At 44.4% G+C, this 17481-nt stretch carries 17 protein-coding genes; 6 read left to right on the top strand and 11 right to left on the bottom strand.

Annotation, left to right across the window (positions count from 1 at the left end; translation table 11 throughout):
- Positions 1 to 56 precede the first annotated feature (56 nt).
- Genes rfaD through rfaL form a run of 4 tightly spaced genes read left to right on the top strand, consistent with a single transcriptional unit; the run spans position 57 to position 4245 of the window.
- Positions 57 to 989 (top strand): ADP-glyceromanno-heptose 6-epimerase, encoded by a 933-nt coding sequence (gene rfaD / locus J4645_RS19525; protein ID WP_000587771.1) that lies wholly within the window; start codon positions 57 to 59, stop codon positions 987 to 989.
- Between the two features lie 2 nt (positions 990 to 991).
- The gene (gene rfaF, locus J4645_RS19530) at positions 992 to 2038 is read left to right on the top strand and encodes an ADP-heptose--LPS heptosyltransferase RfaF (RefSeq protein ID WP_023213299.1); all 1047 of its coding nucleotides are present in this window, start codon (positions 992 to 994) and stop codon (positions 2036 to 2038) included.
- Positions 2038 to 2991, top strand: coding sequence for a lipopolysaccharide heptosyltransferase RfaC (rfaC, locus tag J4645_RS19535; RefSeq protein WP_001264612.1), 954 nt, complete (start codon positions 2038 to 2040; stop codon positions 2989 to 2991). Before rfaF ends, rfaC begins: the two co-directional genes overlap by 1 nt.
- Before the next feature lie 39 nt (positions 2992 to 3030).
- Positions 3031 to 4245, top strand: coding sequence for an O-antigen ligase RfaL (gene rfaL, locus J4645_RS19540; RefSeq protein WP_000958439.1), 1215 nt, complete (start codon positions 3031 to 3033; stop codon positions 4243 to 4245).
- Between the two features lie 56 nt (positions 4246 to 4301).
- On the opposite strand, the gene J4645_RS19545 is transcribed toward rfaL, so the two are convergent.
- From J4645_RS19545 to rfaQ, 10 genes are all read right to left on the bottom strand, one after another.
- Positions 4302 to 5447: a lipopolysaccharide N-acetylglucosaminyltransferase gene (locus J4645_RS19545; protein ID WP_000591827.1), complete on the bottom strand. Its 1146-nt coding sequence runs from the start codon at positions 5445 to 5447 to the stop codon at positions 4302 to 4304.
- Positions 5448 to 5546: 99 nt separating this feature from the next.
- A complete protein-coding gene (waaZ, locus tag J4645_RS19550; RefSeq protein ID WP_000536020.1) occupies positions 5547 to 6356 on the bottom strand; it encodes a 3-deoxy-D-manno-oct-2-ulosonate III transferase WaaZ in 810 nt (269 codons plus the stop codon).
- Between the two features lie 149 nt (positions 6357 to 6505).
- Positions 6506 to 7204, bottom strand: a complete 699-nt coding sequence (gene rfaY / locus J4645_RS19555) for a lipopolysaccharide core heptose(II) kinase RfaY (RefSeq protein WP_000582814.1) — start codon at positions 7202 to 7204, stop codon at positions 6506 to 6508.
- A gap of 22 nt (positions 7205 to 7226) precedes the next feature.
- Positions 7227 to 8237: a lipopolysaccharide 1,2-glucosyltransferase RfaJ gene (gene rfaJ / locus J4645_RS19560; RefSeq protein ID WP_001631303.1), complete on the bottom strand. Its 1011-nt coding sequence runs from the start codon at positions 8235 to 8237 to the stop codon at positions 7227 to 7229.
- Positions 8238 to 8254: 17 nt separating this feature from the next.
- Positions 8255 to 9268: a lipopolysaccharide 3-alpha-galactosyltransferase gene (waaO, locus tag J4645_RS19565; RefSeq protein ID WP_000088482.1), complete on the bottom strand. Its 1014-nt coding sequence runs from the start codon at positions 9266 to 9268 to the stop codon at positions 8255 to 8257.
- A gap of 5 nt (positions 9269 to 9273) precedes the next feature.
- Complete coding sequence (gene waaB, locus J4645_RS19570) at positions 9274 to 10353, bottom strand: lipopolysaccharide 1,6-galactosyltransferase (RefSeq protein ID WP_015406235.1); 1080 nt, start codon at positions 10351 to 10353, stop codon at positions 9274 to 9276.
- A 13-nt stretch (positions 10354 to 10366) separates the two neighbouring features.
- Complete coding sequence (locus tag J4645_RS19575) at positions 10367 to 11347, bottom strand: glycosyltransferase family 8 protein (protein WP_023214562.1); 981 nt, start codon at positions 11345 to 11347, stop codon at positions 10367 to 10369.
- A gap of 55 nt (positions 11348 to 11402) precedes the next feature.
- On the bottom strand, positions 11403 to 12200 hold the full coding sequence (gene rfaP / locus J4645_RS19580) for a lipopolysaccharide core heptose(I) kinase RfaP (protein WP_000229825.1): 798 nt from the start codon (positions 12198 to 12200) through the stop codon (positions 11403 to 11405).
- Positions 12193 to 13317, bottom strand: a complete 1125-nt coding sequence (locus tag J4645_RS19585; RefSeq protein ID WP_001261581.1) for a glycosyltransferase — start codon at positions 13315 to 13317, stop codon at positions 12193 to 12195. The genes rfaP and J4645_RS19585 overlap by 8 nt, the downstream gene beginning before the upstream one ends.
- Positions 13314 to 14384, bottom strand: a complete 1071-nt coding sequence (gene rfaQ / locus J4645_RS19590; protein WP_001526672.1) for a lipopolysaccharide core heptosyltransferase RfaQ — start codon at positions 14382 to 14384, stop codon at positions 13314 to 13316. The genes J4645_RS19585 and rfaQ overlap by 4 nt, the downstream gene beginning before the upstream one ends.
- Before the next feature lie 408 nt (positions 14385 to 14792).
- Between rfaQ and waaA the strand changes: the two genes are divergently transcribed.
- Both waaA and coaD read left to right on the top strand, forming a co-directional pair.
- Positions 14793 to 16070, top strand: coding sequence for a lipid IV(A) 3-deoxy-D-manno-octulosonic acid transferase (gene waaA / locus J4645_RS19595; protein WP_000891580.1), 1278 nt, complete (start codon positions 14793 to 14795; stop codon positions 16068 to 16070).
- An 8-nt stretch (positions 16071 to 16078) separates the two neighbouring features.
- Positions 16079 to 16558, top strand: a complete 480-nt coding sequence (gene coaD, locus J4645_RS19600; protein ID WP_001171884.1) for a pantetheine-phosphate adenylyltransferase — start codon at positions 16079 to 16081, stop codon at positions 16556 to 16558.
- A gap of 27 nt (positions 16559 to 16585) precedes the next feature.
- Here the strand turns inward: coaD and mutM are convergent, their stop codons facing one another.
- Complete coding sequence (mutM, locus tag J4645_RS19605; RefSeq protein ID WP_001114511.1) at positions 16586 to 17395, bottom strand: bifunctional DNA-formamidopyrimidine glycosylase/DNA-(apurinic or apyrimidinic site) lyase; 810 nt, start codon at positions 17393 to 17395, stop codon at positions 16586 to 16588.
- Positions 17396 to 17481 lie beyond the last annotated feature (86 nt).

The following is a 17481-nucleotide window of genomic DNA, read 5'->3' on the forward strand; positions in this document are numbered from 1 at the left end:
ATAAGAGCATTCATGTCTGAGACAGTCTCTGACACCATAATTCAAAGGTTACAGTTATGATCATCGTTACCGGCGGCGCGGGCTTTATCGGCAGCAATATCGTTAAAGCCCTGAATGATAAAGGTATCACCGATATTCTGGTGGTGGATAACCTGAAAGACGGCACCAAGTTTGTAAACCTGGTGGATCTGAACATTGCTGACTATATGGATAAGGAAGATTTCCTGATCCAGATTATGTCCGGAGAAGAGCTCGGCGATATCGAAGCTATTTTCCATGAAGGCGCCTGCTCTTCCACCACCGAGTGGGACGGCAAGTATATGATGGATAACAACTATCAATACTCCAAAGAGCTGCTGCACTATTGTCTTGAGCGCGAAATCCCGTTCCTTTACGCCTCTTCTGCCGCCACCTACGGCGGTCGCACGTCTGACTTCATCGAATCGCGCGAATACGAAAAACCGCTTAACGTTTACGGCTATTCTAAATTTCTGTTTGATGAATATGTGCGCCAGATCCTGCCAGAAGCGAACTCGCAGATTGTCGGTTTCCGCTATTTCAACGTCTATGGACCACGTGAAGGCCATAAAGGCAGCATGGCAAGCGTGGCATTTCATCTGAATACACAGTTAAACAACGGCGAAAGCCCGAAACTGTTTGAAGGCAGCGAAAACTTCAAGCGCGACTTCGTTTACGTGGGCGATGTGGCCGCTGTTAACCTGTGGTTCCTGGAAAGCGGCAAGTCCGGCATCTTTAACCTGGGCACAGGCCGTGCGGAATCTTTCCAGGCCGTCGCCGACGCGACGCTGGCATACCATAAAAAAGGTAGCATTGAATACATTCCGTTCCCGGATAAGCTGAAAGGTCGCTATCAGGCGTTTACGCAGGCGGATTTAACCAATCTGCGCAACGCGGGCTACGACAAACCCTTTAAGACCGTCGCCGAAGGCGTCACGGAGTATATGGCCTGGCTGAACCGCGACGCGTAAGTATGAAAATTTTGGTCATTGGCCCGTCCTGGGTGGGCGACATGATGATGTCGCAAAGTCTCTATCGCACGCTTAAAGCGCGCTATCCCCAGGCGATAATCGACGTGATGGCGCCAGCCTGGTGCCGTCCGTTGTTATCGCGTATGCCGGAAGTTAACGAGGCGATACCCATGCCGCTGGGCCACGGCGCGCTGGAAATCGGCGAGCGCCGTAGATTGGGCCATAGCCTGCGTGAGAAGCGCTACGATCGCGCCTGGGTGCTGCCAAATTCGTTTAAATCGGCGCTGATTCCTTTCTTTGCCAATATCCCGCACCGTACCGGCTGGCGCGGCGAAATGCGCTATGGCCTGCTGAACGATGCGCGCGTCCTTGATAAAGACGCCTGGCCGCTGATGGTGGAGCGCTACGTGGCGCTGGCTTATGACAAGGGCGTGATGCGCACGGCGAAAGATCTGCCGCAGCCGCTACTCTGGCCACAGCTCCAGGTTAGCGAGGGTGAAAAGTCGCTGATGTGCAGCGACTTTTCGATATCTTCTGAACGTCCTCTGATCGGCTTTTGCCCCGGCGCGGAATTTGGCCCGGCAAAACGTTGGCCGCACTATCACTACGCCGAACTGGCAAAGCAACTCATTAACGAAGGGTATCAGGTCGTACTGTTTGGCTCGGCAAAAGACCATGAAGCCGGAAATGAGATCCTGGCGGCGCTGAATAGCGAGCAGCAGGCATGGTGTCGCAACCTGGCGGGGGAAACCCAGCTGGAACAGGCCGTCATTCTGATAGCCGCCTGTAAAGCCATCGTCACTAACGATTCCGGGCTGATGCACGTCGCGGCGGCGCTCGACCGCCCGCTGGTCGCATTGTATGGCCCAAGTAGCCCGGATTTCACGCCGCCGCTGTCTCATAAGGCCCGGGTGATTCGTCTCATTACGGGTTATCACAAAGTGCGTAAAGGTGATACGGCGCAAGGCTATCACCAGAGCCTGATCGATATCACGCCGCAGCGGGTTCTGGAAGAGCTTCATTCGCTGTTGTCGGAAGAGGGCGTTTAATGCGGGTTTTGATCGTTAAAACATCATCGATGGGCGACGTATTACATACCCTGCCTGCGCTTACCGACGCGCAACAGGCGATTCCGGGGATTCAATTTGATTGGGTTGTCGAAGAAGGGTTTGCGCAAATTCCGTCCTGGCACAGTGCTGTCGATCGCGTGATTCCCGTCGCTATTCGCCGTTGGCGCAAGGCCTGGTTTTCCGCGCCCATCAAAGCGGAACGCACAGCCTTTCATCGGGCGGTATGCGCAAACCAATACGACGCTGTGATTGATGCGCAGGGGCTGGTAAAAAGCGCGGCGCTGGTGACGCGTCTGGCGCATGGGATAAAGCACGGTATGGACTGGAGTACTGCCCGCGAACCGTTGGCCAGCCTTTTTTATAACCGTAAACACCATATCGCAAAGCAACAACATGCGGTTGAACGGACGCGCGAGCTGTTCGCCAAAAGCCTGGGATACGATAAACCGCAGTCGCAGGGCGATTATGCCATCGCAAAACATTTTCTGCATTGCCAGCAGGCGGTCAGCGATCCATATGCGGTATTTTTACATGCCACGACCCGCGATGATAAACACTGGCCGGAAGCAAACTGGCGCGAGCTTATCGGTATGGTGGGCAACACCGGATTACGGATAAAACTTCCCTGGGGTGCGCCTCATGAGGAGGCCCGGGCTAAACGACTGGCCGAAGGCTTTGACTATGTGGATGTGTTACCGCGGATGAGCCTGGAGGAGGTCGCCAGAGTGCTGGCTGGCGCAAAATTTGTCGTATCGGTTGATACCGGCCTGAGCCATCTCACCGCCGCGCTCGACAGACCGAATATTACGCTATATGGCCCAACGGACCCTGGGTTAATTGGAGGTTATGGGAAGAACCAAATGGCATGCTGCTCACCAGAACAGAACCTGGCGAATTTAGATGCCACAAGCGTATTTGGAAAGATTCATTAAAGAGACTCTGTCTCATCCCAAACCTATTGTGGAGAAAAGATGCTAACCACATCATTAACGTTAAATAAAGAGAAATGGAAACCGATCTGGAATAAAGCGCTGGTTTTTCTTTTTGTTGCTACGTATTTTCTGGATGGTATTACGCGTTATAAACATTTGATAATCATACTTATGATTATCACCGCGATTTATCAGGTCTCACGCTCACCGAAAAGTTTCCCCCCTCTTTTCAAAAATAGCGTATTTTATAGCGTAGCAGTATTATCATTAATCCTTGTTTATTCCATACTCATATCGCCAGATATGAAAGAAAGTTTCAAGGAATTTGAAAATACGGTACTGGAGGGTTTCTTATTATATACTTTATTAATTCCCGTACTATTAAAAGATGAAACAAAAGAAACGGTTGCGAAAATAGTACTTTTCTCCTTTTTAACAAGTTTAGGATTACGTTCACTGGTTGAAATTGTCTTTTATATTCAGGACTATTCCAGGGGGGTGATGCCATTTACAAACTATGACCATCGACATATATCTGATTCAATGGTATTTCTGTTCCCGGCATTGTTGAATATCTGGCTATTCAGAAAAACATCGCTCAAACTCGCTTTCTTTGCGCTGAGCGCCGTCTACTTATTCTTAATGTTAGGCACCTTGTCGCGGGGAGCATGGCTGGCAGTTTTAGTGGTGGGCGTTTTATGGGCGATTTTGAACCGTCAGTGGAAACTAATGGGAATTGGCGCTGCTATCCTGGTTATTGCTGGCGTTTTAGTTATCACTCAGCAAAGCCATAAACCGGATCAGGAACGACTACTGTATAAATTACAGCAGACAGATAGCTCATATCGTTATACTAATGGAACCCAGGGTACCGCGTGGATACTGATTCAGGAAAACCCGATCAAGGGCTACGGCTATGGTAATGATGTGTATGATAGTGTTTATAATAAACGCGTTGTCGATTATCCAACGTGGACCTTTAAAGAATCCATCGGTCCGCATAATACCATCCTGTACATCTGGTTTAGTGCTGGCATATTGGGTCTGGCGAGCCTGGTCTATTTATACGGCGCTATCATCAGGGAAACAGCCAGCTCTACCTTCAGGAAAGTAGAGATAAGCCCCTACAATGCTCATCTTTTGCTATTTTTATCTTTCATTGGTTTTTATATCGTTCGTGGTAATTTTGAACAGGTCGATATTGCTCAAATTGGTATCATTACTGGTTTTCTGCTGGCGCTAAGAAATAGATAAAAAAACGCGCTGATACTTATTACGGTATCAGCGCGTTTTCCATCATCAGGACTCAATCACTTATCAAACCAGCTTTTCATTTGTTCCTCGAAACGCTGCGCTACATTTTCCCAACTGTATTTTGAAAACACCAGGGATTTTGCTTTTTCGGCAATCTGGTGGCGTTCCTTATCAGCAAGCGCACGGTTAATATCATTAATTATACTGTCGCTCGACATAGGTTCTGCGAGGTGATAGCCCGTTATGCCATCTAACACAAATTCGCTAATCCCCCCTTTTTTGCTGGCAAGAACCGCTTTTCCTGCTGCCATCGCTTCTACAGCTACCATGCAAAATGCTTCTTCAACCTGAGATGGCACAATAACCAGATCGGCTATATGATAGAAGTTATGCATCTGGTCGGGAGATTGCCCCCCAGCCATAATACAATCCGTTCCAATCTCTTTTGCGGCGTCCAGTACTTTCTTTTGATACTCTGCTTTTTCACCCTTGCGGCTTGCATAAGGGTCGCCAACAACGACAAGTTTAATATTACTTCTTAAGGTACGTAATTTTTTGAACGCCTGCAAAAGCAACAGGATGCCTTTATCAGGCGAAATTCTCCCGGCATATAAGAGAACGGTGGCATCTTCCGCAATATTTAATTGCTGACGAAGATTATCTTGTGGGTTTCTTTTATAAGTCTCAGCACAAAAACCATTAGGAACAATACTAACAGCAGCGGCAGGCAATCTTTCTTCATAAAACGCTTTAAGAAACTGACTGGGCACGATAATTTTTGCATCGTTATCAGGAAGTTCTGGTTCAAATGCGTTATGCATGTGCATAACCAGTTTTGCATTCGGATTGCGCTCTCTGATCTGCCGATACAGTTTCATACTATTATGAATAACAATGACGCTATCTTCCTGGGTAGTCACTTTATCTCTAATATTAAGGACGCGCTGGGAATAGGGTAGTGGGTCGAGACGAGTCCATTTCTGAAAAAGACGCTTATAAACTTTACTAAACCCAATGTAATGAATATCACAGTTATCGTTTATTTTATTATATTCAGGATAGCCAGCATTCTTTATACAAGCAATAGCACTCGGTATTGATAGTCGTTTTGCAACCTGGTAAATCCAGGTTTCTACCGCAGCCGCACCACGAGGAGGAATTGAAAATATAGGAGTAACAGTAAATATGATTTTTTTAATCATAATAGCTATAATCCAGAATAGTTAACTTTATAGAAAAAGAAATGTTATAGAAAAAGAAATGCGTGCCAAAGCAACGCAAAATAATGATTTATCTAGTGTCTAGACAATTTTATCGTAATATATTTCATCCTCAAGTTCCGAGGCTGTAATATATGGAATAATATCGTAATGAATTGCAGTATCATCTGATAAATTAAAGATATTTAAATCACTCACATTTTTTCTCATAAAAGTAAAAAATGGCAGTATTTTAAACAGGTCTTTACTAAGCTCAGATGGCATAGGGCTGGTAGATTCGTCATAGAAACGCGGGCAACTGCCTGTTAAGTCAAGCCCAGAACATATAATACGGCTATACTTGAGGGAATAGGCAACCTGAATAGCGGTATAAGCAATAGTATGGCAAGAGCAATAGCCGATGCTGATATCCTTGCAAAATCCAGCCAGTCGTCCTCTTTTCGAAAGAGGAACTGAAATAAGTAATGCTTTATGAACTCGCTTGAGGATATTAAATTTAATTTTCTTTAAAAAGCCCCCTTTTTCTCGGCGATAAAAGGAGCGAATAATTAAACAGTTTTCTTCAATATATTTTTGATCATCCACTGAAGCCTGTTCGTACACATCAAGATTGACGATAGTAAACTGACTGTTACGGCTAAAGTTATAAAAATCTTCGCGCCGACGATGGAGGAAGCGAACATCCGTCAGAAGGTACAAAAATGGCTTGACGTTATTGTTTAGCAAATATTGAACAGAACCATTGACTGCAATGACATCTTTCATTCGTAACAAGGACAGCGGCGTCTTTCTGGACGTAGGACCAGAAAGAAAAATAATACAATCTTCAGCCGTTCTTTTCGCAATAAGTTGCAGAACATCGGCGTGAGTTATGAAGTTAACGCTGCCCATAAAAAACTCGTATGTTTATCATGCAACCTATAAATAAATGTTATATTCAATAACTAATATTACATCTCAAATTCTCTCAAGTATGTCATAACGCTGCAGCAAATAAAAGTCAGTCAGCCCCTTAAATTAAACCAAACGTGCTACATTGATCAGCGCTTTTCCTTACCCTTAATACGACGAAGGAAATTTCGAAGTTTTTTCTTATAAATCAATAAGTAAAATCCGATATCTCTCACATTATTTTTGATACCATAATGTCTTTCTAAATCAATACGATCCTTTGCTTTTCGCTGTCTGGAAGGTCTTTTTCCGGACAAATCGATAATTCTGATCTCATTGCCTTGCAGGATAAAGTTACCTTTATGGGGATCGCCCGAAACCATACCATGCTGATGCAGAGAATATATCGACTGTTTGATTTTCCCTCTCACCTCGTCAGAAATTTCTGGCATATCAACAAGTTCAATACCTTCAATATACTCAATTATCATCACGTATGTTTTTACATAGCGTAATGTTTTAATTTCCGCCAGCAGGTAAAAATCATTAAGCGCCGTAAACCCTTCACGCCGCACACGATCTGTCTGATGAAAAAGCTTTTCGTAGTAATCTCCTTTTACTAACGATTTGAAAAAGCGTTCAGTATTTTTTACTTTTGGACTAAATACTTTGAGAATATATTTTCCGTAGTCTGTATTAATCAATACAACTTTTGTATCTTCTATATTACGGAAGACTTTAATAATCTGATGATTATAAGATAGAAAATCTTTGAATATCTCAATGTATTTTTCACCGTCTTTTTTGACAAAGACGGTATAGTTTTTAACCTTTTTTTCAATAATCATAATGGAGATTTAGGGAAGGAAATTATTTGTGGAAAATTTTACGATAAAGATATGCGCTTCCAGCCAGAAGGCCTTTAAAGTAATGACCTTGCACGAGAAGATGTTTATATCGCTTCTTAAATTCAACTATGGTACGCGCATCTTTTGCGGGAAAATCTTTCCAGGGCGAATTCAGTCGTGCATTTTTATAATAGATAACTGAAGGATAATTTGCCCAAGCATGCCATGGTTTTGTAGCGCCCGTATAATGAATTAAAATAGTATTATCATTAATTATATTGCTATATTTTTTATGTGACTTATCTTTCAACTCACTTTTGATAGTATAAATGGTATTATACGGTCGCGGAAGAAAAATGACTTTATCCTGTAGGAGAATATTCAAAACATCCTGATCGGGATATTTAAAAGAGTCAGCCTCTTTACCTGCCAGAAGTAAAAATGCCTTTTCAGTTAAGGCATTCTCTTTCCATAATTTCAGGTTAACAAAAACCACGCCGGAGTTAAAATAACCACCTTGTAAATTAAATGCTCTTAATCTCTCATTTACCTTATTCTGGATGGAATCAACATCTTTTACGACCGCAGCGATCTTCTCTGTCAGATCAAGCTGTAAAAGATCTTGCAAAGATCCTTTGCATACAACATCGGCATCCAAATAAAGTAATGTGTTTACCTTCTTGCTGAGATAATCGAAAGCAAATAAACGAAAATACATTGCTCTCGACCATACTTTAGTTTGAGGCAATACCTCAAGGCTTTCTACTTTAATAAGATAAAGAGAAATTTTTATGTGATGCTGTACGGCTAAACGCTCTATATATTTTACAAAACACGGAGAATATGAATCACAAATAATGTGAAAAGCGAGCGGGATATTATTGTTTAGTACAACTGAAGCAATTGATACCCCTACACCATCAAGATAGTTTTCATCAACGCCATAAGAAATGTTTAATACGTTATCATCATTATTATTACTTTCATCAAAAACTTTATATTCAGCTATTTCTATCTCAGGAAATGAATCCATTACATCACCTATGGGTTTTATTCAAGAAGTTTACGTTTAAAGTAGGCTATATAATAATTTATACCCGAAGTATAATGCTTCTGATTAAACATATGCTTTGCCGCATAACGTAACTGATGGCTAGTGACTGGATTTAAAAGTGCACAATGAGACCATGGTGAGTTGCTCTTAGCCTGTAAAAAATATTGTGACACAGGATAAGCCCCCCAACTATGCCAGGGCTTCGTTGGTCCGATATAATGAACAAATACAGTCTCAGCATCAACTGGATTAATAACTGAATCTTTTAATTCATAGTTAAGACTAAATTGTGTATTAAATTTTTTATCAACAAAACGCGCTTTATTCACTAACAATATATTTAATACATCCTGATCAAGGTGCGTTATGCGCTGTACTACCTCTGGATCTTTTAGCATTTCAATCGCTTTCTTAGAGATATTTTCTGCGGTCCAAAGAGGTATGTTAATTAAAATAAAACCGGCATTAAAATAGCCAGAAACCAGCCCAGGCGTTGCCAGGCTAACCGAGCGCTTAGTCCACCATTCCAACTCGCCTTCAGCAACGACAGCCGCAATCTCATTTTCAGCGAAATTAAGATCAATAAGTTCCTGAATACTCCCCTTACATGCAATATCTGCATCCAGATAAAGTACTCTATCTGTTTTATCTGAAAAATAATCGGCGATAATGAATCTAAAGTATGTTGCATAGGTCCAGTTTTTGGTACTGGGTAGCGATTTTAAGCGCTCACAGTCGATTAGGTAAACAACAATCTGCGTAGCGTACTGTTTTGCTAATGCCTCAAATCGCTGCTGGTCTTCAGAGTCAAAGAAATCGGTAAAAACATGGAAAGCTAACGCCTTCTCTGGGTTAGCAAGGAGAACCGATGCAATAGAGACACCACAGCCAAAAAGAAAGTTTTTATCAATCCCATAAGCTATATTAAATTTATCAGCATCACTATGTTGTGCATAGTTATAATCTAAAGTCTGTTGAATGACTTCTTCTTCAAAATATTTTCTGCTCATAGTGATCACTTTTGTAATTTCGAGAATATTGCATTATTAAAATTTTTAAAATATAGCACATCGTAAAATCTCTCAATCGTGCCGGGAATAATATCATGCTGATATTTTACTTCACCAGAAATAACACGATTAAGGTGTCCTACAAAATCATCTATAGCCCCCGGGGTGTAAAGCTCACCATTCAAACCGGGTTTAATCATATCGCGCGGACCAGACATACAATCAGAACTAATACACGGAATTCCATATGACATTGCTTCCAGCAGGGTCATAGGAAATCCCTCAAACGCAGAGGTAAGTAGTAACGCGGTGACATTTTTTATTTTTTGCTGTACGACTTGCCACGGCGCGCTTTGCCAACCATACCAGATCACACGCTGCTCAATACCAAGCTCCCGACTATAGGCCTGGCACTTTTCAAAATCTGAGCCATCACCAATAATATGTAGCTGCCATTCCCCTGTCGTACGAGCTAAGCCATCAAATAAATCTTTAACTCTTTTCTGTCCTTCAAATTTAAGACGCCCTACATAGAGAAATACAGCGGGTTTATCGCGCTCAGGCGACGGCACAATGATTGTTTTAATAGAGACAGGATTATAAACGACGCTAATATTTTGCGCTGAGATACCCCGTGCCATCATCTGTTCTTTAATACCACTACTGATGGCCAGATGATAATCTGCGTACGTTATACATTCTGCATGTTTTTTATGGTCGAGCGAAAAATGCGGCCACGAGAAAATAGTAAACTGTTTACCACTTTTCTTTCGTGCTTTATTGGCATAAAGACATGAGATGACATCAATACATATCACAATATCCGGTGACGTTTCTTTCAGCCACTGACTAAAATTATAAACATGCTTAGCTCGACGAAGAAAACTTAATTTTATATTTGAGAATGATTGCGCATATTTAATCGCTTTTAGCCATGCTTTATCCATTTTGTCATTACGACAAAAGAAAAACATTTCACAGTTGATTTTCGGAGAGCTATTTTCAAACGTATGGATAACGTTGCTAATAACGGTTTCCATCCCTCCAAAACCAGATACCGCTTCGCCTATAAATGCTATTTTCATATATACCCCAGAGTTAAAACCTTAATCTAAAGACTTTAGATATTAAATAGCAAAAATAGTGATATACTCCTATAGAGTAATTTTTACCTGAGATTTCTCTTTTTGCTTTAAGGCGTATTTCACTTGGGGATGGTGCAAAAAACCTCCTGTTATTTTTCCATGGGGATGCATTAAAGTATCGATCAAAATATCTTGCTTTAAATATCTTATACCATGGTTTATTTGGAGTCACATAATGCATAATAATAGTATTATCTATATTTTTAGCTTCAGCATCAAAATTAACCGACAATGTCGTTTTATTGTTAAATTTTCTTTGGAGATACTTCACCTTTCCATTGAGTAAAATATTTAAAACATCCTGATCGGCATATCTAAAAATCTTACCACTATTAATCATAGACAAAGATTCTTGAGTTACGTTATTTTTTCTCCACTCATCGTTATTAATTAACATCACGCCTGCATTGAAATACCCATTAAAATCCACCCCATAATCTAATTGTTTTACTCTTTTTTGCATATCCGGAGAGTCTAAGATCACTCCTGCGATTTCCCCTTCAAGATTAATATCAATTAACTCAGATAATGAACCATGACAAATAATATCGCAATCCAAATATAAAATTTTTGAAATTCCTTTATTAACAACATCCGGAATTAAAAAACGAAGACATGTAGATAATGGAATACCCAGAATTAATGTTTCCGGATTAATATCGAAATTATTGTTAATATGATATGCTGTAATTGATACATTGGGTTGTTTCAATTCAAGAAAAGGTAATAAATCATACTCCGACACACCCGATATCAATAAATGAAAATGCAAGTCAATATCTTTATTATTTTCGATAATGGAATATATTGCCACACCTGCTGGCATTATAAAACCATGATCAAAGCAAAGAGCAATGTCCAGCCTTCTTCCAAAAAAATCATCATGTTGAATTATGTTTTTTTGGTTTGAAATATAACTTTTAATGTCAGACATTCTGTCTATCCTTGTCTCACTCATAAATTACTCACTGAGTGCATAATTATTATAATTACAGATTTTTTCTTATTGTTCTTTCTTTAATTCGAGCGGCTTTAACATCCGCCTGATGAATCAACCCCGATTCTTTTTGCAAAATCTCTCGCAGGGGGAGAGAGAAATACTCACGCATAAACCGGAATATATCTCGCTGAGTCAGGCCAATATTCATTGAAGAAAAATAAAGCCCAATTAAATCCTTGTCACGCCAGCGAAGGGGAACGTGCTGACGTATCTGCGCGCGATGCAGGTCGATTACGGAGATTTTTAAATCCTCTTCACGACCTGTGAAAGGTAAATGCAGAAGAAAGTGGCAAATATAACAGTCACGATGGTTAATTCCCCCGGCGTGCATTTTACGTACCATAGTCGCAACACGCTTAATAATCATCCACTTCACCTGCGCGTCCGGTGGATTAACAGCCCAGTCAGCACAGTAGTCTTCAAGGCTAATGGTGGGCGTTAAATCTTCGGTGATAATAAATGATGTTCTGGTTAGCGGGTTTACGCCTTTTTCACCAAAACCAACGCCGTGCATCGTATCAACGCCCAGCTCATGTAGACGATGAATGGCGTGCCATTCTCTGTCAGCGCCCAGAACAGGCATACGTAACGAAATCAGGTTCTTCACAATTTCTTTCAGCGAAGTGCCTTTATGCCACTTCAGGAAGTAACTTTTGCCGTCCAGCTCAAACCGCAATGTTCGACGCGTCTCCAGCTCTCTGAACACTTCGCCCTGTAACGTTTTCACTTCCTCAAAAGCATCTTTACCGCGCCATAGTGTGGTTAACGGCGCTTTCAGCTCAACCATCTAAATCACCTGTAATAATATCTGCGGCCTTCTCCGGTAAGCTGTATAAATCCTGGGTATCAGCATAATACCGCGCATTTTCAGCCCAGGCGTTGCGTAAGGAAGGCTGTGTCAGCGCTTTGAGTAAAACCTCATTTAGCGCATCCTGACGGAATGGTTCAGTCATCGCTTCGCCACAGTTGGCATCCACAATATAATGTGCATAACCGCACACCGCAGTTGTCAGCACCGGCAAACCAGCAGTAATGGCTTCCAGCAAAACAATACCTGCAGCTTCCTGATAGGCTGGATGCAGTAAAAGGTCGGCTGCCGCCATTAACTCCGCGATATCATTACGTCCGGAGAAAAAATGCACATTCGTGCCGACGCCGCTTCTTTCAGCCAGTGCTGCAAACTTCTTCGGCTTATCCTGCCCGACAACATAGAGCACCGTATTTTGCCGTAAAGATTCGGGTAGCGATGCCAGCGCTTCAATAGAGCGATCCACACCTTTACGGGTGAAGTCAGACCCTACTTGCAACAGTAATTTTTGCTGTTCTGAGATACCATTTTTCTGACGATAAATTTGACGACTGTTCGGGATCTGTTGGCTATATTTTCTGTCCGGGTAAATCCCCGGAGGAAGAATATGGAAACGCTCCGCTTCAGTCTGATAATGTTTTTGGAAGTCAGCAATCTGCTTATTCGTCAGCATTAATAGTTGCGTCTGCTTGCCGTGTTCAAACGTGGCGCGTTCAAAAGCAGCATAATGCCGATAGCGTGATGTCAGGCGATAGAAAAAACCTTTTTCCTGTGCGACTTTTTCGGCGTAACACACGTCTGCGGCGTAATACACATCAAGGCCTGGCATCTTATTGAACCCAACCACCCGATCGACAGGATGGTCGCGCAAATGGTGTTGCACCCAGGCATAATATTCTGCGTTACGACCGTGGTTCGTCCGGGATTTAACCGGCACGCGGATTAATTCAAAGTTATCCGGGCATTCCCCTTCCCATGACTGAGTATAAACACGAACCTGATGACCTCGCGCCGCCACGGTTTGGGCAATGCGCATAAAATCACGCTGCAGACCGCCAAAAGGAAAATACTTATATAAGCAAAAGGCAACTCTCATAGCAGGCTGTCCAAATCTATGGTGCGTGCCTCATGCGGCAGCATTTTTTCCGTCGCGGCGATAACATCTTCAGCCGGAATCACGGAAAGGTATTTTTTATTACGATCAAGCTCATGCCGTTCAGGCATCGGCTGATAATTGCCTGCCCAAAACTGAATGATGTCGTCGGTCCAGGGACGCCAGAACACATGATCCGTCGCGCCGAAAAGGCAAATGACCGGCGTTTTGACTGCTGCGGCAATATGACCAGGGGCCGAATCAACGCCGATAAAGAGATCCGCATGGTCAATCAACGCGCCCAATTCAGGAAAGCGAGTTTTACCCGCCAGACCAGTAACCGGTTTTGTTTCACAGCCGCGTGCAATAGCATCCACGCAGGCCATCTCGTCTGCGGCCGGGCCTGACGTCAGTACAACCTGATAACCGCGGCGCTGCACGGCATCAATAACCTGAGAGAATTTATCATTATCCCAGCACTTAAATAACTGCCGTGCCGTAGGCTGAATAACAACATATTGTCGGGTCACACCAAGTTGTTTGAGCTGTTGTCGCATGTTTTCCCAATGTTCCGGGCGATAGCTCATGGTGGTTTCCGTGACATACTGTTTTAGCGCTAACGGCTTTAGCGCGGATAATGTGCGCTCAACAGCATGTTCTCCCGCATAAGGTACTAAATGCGTAAAGCTTTTTTTCCATAAAGCAGACTGACGATTACCGAAATCCTGCGAGATTTTTATTTTTGCGTTTAAAAAACGCACAATAAGCGCCACGCTCCACTGATCGGTGAGATTGACGACCAGATCATACGAGTTAGCACGCAATTTTTTGATTAGCGATAGCGCGTTTTTAATCTTCTCTTTTGTTCCTGCGCCTTTGTTACTGATGCCGTAGAGTGCATTAATCTCCGGATTTTCCGACAATATCGGTATGGTGTTCTGGTAAAGAAGCACATCGATTTTTGCATCGGGATAATTCTGCTTCAGCGTACTGATGACAGGGGTGGTAAGTAACATGTCTCCATGAAAACGCATTTTTATAATCAGAATTCTTCGAAATGGCTTTTCCACAAGCGACTCTTTGGTTGAAATTGTCCGGATAAATAAGCAGAAAAAAGCACGCTACCGCCCCAGGCTTCACAGCAACCCGATGGCTAATACCGCACTCATTTTAGATGCGCTAGTGTAACACTTCTTTCGCAGCAATCCGATACGAATAATTTTTATACACAATCATTTTTTTAATTATAAATTCAAAGAGATAATAATTTATCCCTCTCTTGTGAATGGTCATTCCCATTGTCTGGGGCGACAAGGGCGGCAAATTTCAATGGATTGCGTAAAAATGCAAAAATAATGAGGTTCAGCGCCTGGAATCCTCGCTTCTGAGCCAATTTGGCGCAAAAATGGGAAAAGTAATGGTAAAGCCCAGGCTAAATACATAGAATCCCCAGCACATCCATAAGTCAGCTATTTACTATGCTCGAATTGCTTTACACCGCTCTTCTCTACCTTATTCAGCCTCTGATCTGGATACGGCTTTGGGTGCGTGGACGTAAAGCGCCGGCCTATCGTAAGCGCTGGGGTGAACGCTACGGATTCTACCGCCGTCCGTTGAAACCGGGCGGAATCATGCTGCATTCCGTCTCGGTGGGCGAAACTCTGGCGGCCATCCCATTGGTCCGCGCTCTACGTCATCGCTATCCCGATCTGCCTATTACCGTAACGACCATGACGCCGACCGGCTCGGAGCGCGTCCAGTCCGCCTTTGGCAACGATGTTCAGCACGTTTACTTGCCTTATGATTTGCCCGATGCGCTCAATCGTTTCCTCAATGAGATTGATCCTAAGCTGGTATTGATCATGGAGACTGAGCTCTGGCCAAATCTGATTGCTGCGCTGCACAAACGTCATATTCCGCTGGTTATCGCTAATGCGCGGCTTTCCGCCCGCTCCGCCGCGGGTTATGCGAAGCTTGGCAAGTTTGTCCGTACGCTCCTGCGCCGTATCACCCTGATTGCCGCGCAAAACGAAGAAGATGGCGAACGCTTTGTGGCATTGGGCGCGAAGAACAATCAGGTCACGGTCACCGGCAGTCTGAAATTTGATATTTCAGTTACGCCGCAGCTGGCGGCTAAAGCCGTTACGCTACGCCGCCAGTGGGCGCCGCACCGTCCGGTCTGGATTGCCACCAGCACCCACGATGGCGAAGAGAGTATCGTTATCGCCGCTCACCAGGCGTTATTACATCAATTCCCGAATTTATTACTGATTCTGGTGCCCCGCCATCCGGAGCGTTTCCCGGATGCTATCAATCTTGTGCGTCAGGCAGGGTTAAGCTACATCACTCGCTCTTCGGGCGAAGTGCCGTCCGCCAGCACCCAGGTCGTGGTAGGCGATACTATGGGCGAATTAATGTTGCTCTATGGCATTGCCGATCTCGCCTTTGTTGGTGGTTCGCTGGTTGAACGCGGCGGTCATAACCCGCTGGAGGCCGCCGCTCATGCGATTCCGGTACTGATGGGTCCGCATACCTTTAACTTTAAAGATATTTGCGCCCGTCTGGATCAGGCGAGCGGACTTATCACGATTACCGATGCGGCTACGCTGGCAAAAGAAGTTTCCTCTTTACTGACCGACGCTGATTATCGTAATTTCTACGGACGTCACGCAGTTGAAGTGCTGTATCAAAATCAGGGCGCGCTCCAGCGTCTGCTGCAACTGCTGGAACCTTATCTGCCACCGAAAACGCATTGAGGACTGTCATGCAAAAACGGGCGATTTATCCAGGCACGTTTGATCCGATTACTAACGGTCATCTCGATATTGTGACGCGCGCAACGCAGATGTTCGACCATGTCATTCTGGCCATCGCCGCCAGCCCCGGTAAGAAACCCATGTTCACCCTGGACGAACGTGTGGCGCTGGCGCAAAAAGCGACCGCACACCTGGGTAACGTAGAGGTGGTGGGCTTTAGCGACCTGATGGCCAATTTCGCCCGCGACAGACAGGCGAATATCCTGATTCGTGGTCTGCGCGCGGTGGCGGATTTTGAATATGAAATGCAGTTGGCGCATATGAATCGCCATCTGATGCCGCAACTGGAAAGCGTTTTCCTGATGCCGTCCAAAGAGTGGTCGTTTATTTCATCGTCGCTGGTCAAAGAAGTGGCGCGCCATCAGGGCGATGTGACCCACTTTCTGCCGGACAATGTGCATCAGGCGCTAATGGATAAGTTGAAATAAGTTTCCTTCCTTGCCGGGCCTGGCGTTTTACTTCTGACAGTGACGGCAATAGAACGTCGCACGCTGTGCGTGTTTCGTTGCGACTATCGGCGTACCGCATACCCGACACGGCTCGCCTTTGCGCCCGTACACCTGCAACTCCTGCGCAAAATAGCCCGGTTTCCCATCGCTTTGCAGAAAATCCTTCAGCGTTGTCCCGCCTTGTTCAATAGAGCGCAGCAAAACGGCTTTAATCACCCGCGCCAGCAGGTCGCACTCCTCTGTCGAGAGTGACGACGCCAGGCGGTCAGGGTGAATACCAGCGGCAAACAGCGACTCGCTGGCGTAGATATTCCCCACGCCGACCACCAGCTTGTTATCCATCAGCCAGGGTTTAATCGCCATCTTCTTCTTCGCGCATTTCTGCTGCAAATATTCGCCATTAAACTCATCGCTTAGCGGTTCCGGTCCCAGATGCGCCAGTACGTTATGCCCTTCCAGCTCTTTGGTCCATAACCAGGCGCCAAAGCGGCGAGGATCGGTATAACGTAGAATTTTGCCATTGCTCATCACCAAATCGACATGGTCGTGCTTTTCCGCCGGCAGCGCTTCCGACAGTATCCGCAAGCTTCCCGACATCCCCAGGTGAATAATTATCCAGCCGTCAGGCAGCTCCAGCAGTAAATATTTAGCACGACGCTGAACGCTAAGGACAGGTGTATCGCTCAGACGATAAATTTCGTCTGAAACCGGCCAGCGCAGACGGCCGTTACGGATATGGGCGTGCAGGATAGTAGCGCCAACTAAATGGGGTTCAATACCCCGGCGGCTGGTTTCAACTTCGGGTAATTCAGGCATAACGTCTCCGGCTGTGTGGCAGGTCTCATTAATATGGGGACGGCCAGAAAACAAAAAACCCCGCCGAAGCGAGGTTTTTGTTACAT

Origin of the sequence: Salmonella sp. 32082101201600294FB01SM01, assembly GCF_017572865.1 — a bacterium.
GTDB classification, from domain to species: Bacteria; Pseudomonadota; Gammaproteobacteria; order Enterobacterales; family Enterobacteriaceae; genus Salmonella; species Salmonella enterica.

Excerpts from the sequence above, each read along its gene's own strand:
- rfaJ (WP_001631303.1), bottom strand. The coding sequence starts at position 8,237 with ATGGATTCATTTCCTGAGATAGAAATAGCTGAATATAAAGTTTTTGAT.
- rfaF (WP_023213299.1), top strand. The coding sequence starts at position 992 with ATGAAAATTTTGGTCATTGGCCCGTCCTGGGTGGGCGACATGATGATG.
- rfaP (WP_000229825.1), bottom strand. The coding sequence starts at position 12,200 with ATGGTTGAGCTGAAAGCGCCGTTAACCACACTATGGCGCGGTAAAGAT.
- waaO (WP_000088482.1), bottom strand. The coding sequence starts at position 9,268 with ATGAGCAGAAAATATTTTGAAGAAGAAGTCATTCAACAGACTTTAGAT.
- rfaY (WP_000582814.1), bottom strand. The coding sequence starts at position 7,204 with ATGATTATTGAAAAAAAGGTTAAAAACTATACCGTCTTTGTCAAAAAA.
- waaZ (WP_000536020.1), bottom strand. The coding sequence starts at position 6,356 with ATGGGCAGCGTTAACTTCATAACTCACGCCGATGTTCTGCAACTTATT.
- rfaC (WP_001264612.1), top strand. The coding sequence starts at position 2,038 with ATGCGGGTTTTGATCGTTAAAACATCATCGATGGGCGACGTATTACAT.
- rfaL (WP_000958439.1), top strand. The coding sequence starts at position 3,031 with ATGCTAACCACATCATTAACGTTAAATAAAGAGAAATGGAAACCGATC.
- J4645_RS19585 (WP_001261581.1), bottom strand. The coding sequence starts at position 13,317 with ATGAGAGTTGCCTTTTGCTTATATAAGTATTTTCCTTTTGGCGGTCTG.
- J4645_RS19575 (WP_023214562.1), bottom strand. The coding sequence starts at position 11,347 with ATGTCTGACATTAAAAGTTATATTTCAAACCAAAAAAACATAATTCAA.
- mutM (WP_001114511.1), bottom strand. The coding sequence starts at position 17,395 with ATGCCTGAATTACCCGAAGTTGAAACCAGCCGCCGGGGTATTGAACCC.
- coaD (WP_001171884.1), top strand. The coding sequence starts at position 16,079 with ATGCAAAAACGGGCGATTTATCCAGGCACGTTTGATCCGATTACTAAC.
- J4645_RS19545 (WP_000591827.1), bottom strand. The coding sequence starts at position 5,447 with ATGATTAAAAAAATCATATTTACTGTTACTCCTATATTTTCAATTCCT.
- waaB (WP_015406235.1), bottom strand. The coding sequence starts at position 10,353 with ATGAAAATAGCATTTATAGGCGAAGCGGTATCTGGTTTTGGAGGGATG.
- waaA (WP_000891580.1), top strand. The coding sequence starts at position 14,793 with ATGCTCGAATTGCTTTACACCGCTCTTCTCTACCTTATTCAGCCTCTG.
- rfaD (WP_000587771.1), top strand. The coding sequence starts at position 57 with ATGATCATCGTTACCGGCGGCGCGGGCTTTATCGGCAGCAATATCGTT.